Raw genomic sequence first — 1,860 nt, forward strand, 5'->3', positions numbered from 1 at the left:
GGTTGGTCTTGTCCGATATAGAGTTTATCACGCCCAGCGCGTCGGCAATCTGGACGGACTTTTCGCTGATGCCCTTGATGTCAGTCACCGCCTTGGTGACAAACTCGTGGATCTTGCTCATCCTCTGCGCAGCGTCCGCGGCCGCAGTCTGGCCCGACTGGGCCGTCCTGCCCGTCTGGGTCGCCTGCGCGGCCACCTCTTCGGCGTTCCTGTAGATGCCGCTCATCGTCTCCTTCAGCTCTTCTGCGGTGCGGTTGTTCTCCTCCAGCCTCTTGGCCTGGTCCTGCGTCCCCTTGGCTATCTGCTGGACGCTCGTTGACACCTGGCTGATGGACGCGTTCACCTCTTCGGTGGATGCCGCAAGCTGCTCTGCCGTCGACGAAAGCGTGAACGAGTCTGTCTGGGTCTCCTTGACAAGGTCGCGTATGCTCTTTACCATCTCTGTGAACGAGTGCGAGAGCCTGCCTATCTCGTCCTTGGACTTCATCTCCTGCACATCCACCGTCAGGTCGCCCTCGCTCACCTTCCTGGCGACATTGCTTATGCTGACTATGGGCCTTGAGACGGACCTCGAGATAAAGAACGCAGCCACGCCGACCGCGCCGGCCATGGGCCCGCCGATCAGCAGGTACTGGTTCTGGAGGTTTGTCACCGGGGCGTTTATCTCGGCGACGTCGTACTCTGCCAGCAGCACAAAGCCGGCGTCCTTTTCGCAGGCAGAGGCGCCGTATACCGGGATTCCCCTGTAGTCAGGGTAGATACCGTTTACCGTCTTGCCGTTCTCAAAGCATTCCGAGACGGGGAGCGAGTTTACCACCTGGTTAAAGCCGGCGCCCTCTACAAACCTTGACTCGGATATCATGAGCCCGTAGCCGTTGACGAGGTATGTTTCTCCCGATTCGCCGAGGCCCTCCCTGTTCAGGAGTATCTGCGAAGCCACGTTGGTGTGGACGCTTGCGTAAAGGACGCCCAGCGCGTCGCTGGAGCCGTCGCGCACCGGCACGAGTATCATGCGGGTGCCCATCTTGGCCTCCTTGTCATATTCTACAAACGACACAGTCTCCGACATCGCCTGCTGGAACCTGGCGTCCTGTGACAGGTTAGAGCCTACCTCGGACTGGTCAGAAGAGATAAAGACCCTCCCGTCGCTTGAGGCCATCTTGAACTTGTAAAAGCCGTCTTCCATGCCCGTCGCCTGGCGGAACTTTTCAAACTCTGCCTTGACCGGTTGCTGGTATTCTGCCCTGCCGGGGTTTGCAAAGGCTTCCTGCACCTTTTCAATGGTCGAAAAAGAGGTCGCCTGCTGGGCGCGCATTTCGTTGACTATCTTTACGCCCTCCGCCCTGCTCGTGGCAAGGGACTGGAGCTCTGCGCTTATCTTGTCTCCCATGGCGCTTTGCGCCGAGTTAAAGCTGATGACGGCAAGGGCCGCAAGGGGCACCACCGACATTGCGACAAAGAAGGCGATCAGCCGCCCGTTCAGGCTGTGCGCAAGGGGGTTTATCACTTACGTTGACCCTCCCTGCCTGCTTTTCTTTACTATTACTGCTGCTGTTGGCTTTCCGTTCATGGAATATCTGGTGATACTGCCATCGCCGACAATAAAACGGGAATTATGTCAAATTCATTACAGACTCGCTGCCACTGCGAGGCGCCTGAGCATTCCTATCGCCTCTCCCGCGCCTGCAACTGAAATGCCTCCGCCAAGGGCCTTTGCGTGCGCCGAGATGGCGCCCGGGTCTGCAAGCGTAACTAGCAGCTTGTGGTCTGCCCTGACGTCCATGCACTTTACTATAAAGCCGATGAGCGACGGCTGCGGGTCCGGCGTCTCCGGGCCGGCGAGGTCGATGACCACTGTCC

The 1,860-nt window shown here is 58.7% G+C and carries 2 protein-coding genes; both read right to left on the bottom strand.

Annotation, left to right across the window (positions count from 1 at the left end):
- The coding region (locus ACREAY_RS06990; protein ID WP_431755048.1) for a methyl-accepting chemotaxis protein at nt 1-1,507 on the bottom strand (1,507 nt) is incomplete at its 3' end.
- A gap of 120 nt (nt 1,508-1,627) precedes the next feature.
- On the bottom strand, nt 1,628-1,860 hold a 233-nt coding region (locus ACREAY_RS06995; RefSeq protein WP_431755049.1), incomplete at its 5' end, for a hypothetical protein.

Source organism: Nitrososphaera sp., assembly GCF_050748925.1.
In the GTDB taxonomy this organism is placed as follows: domain Archaea; phylum Thermoproteota; class Nitrososphaeria; order Nitrososphaerales; family Nitrososphaeraceae; genus Nitrososphaera.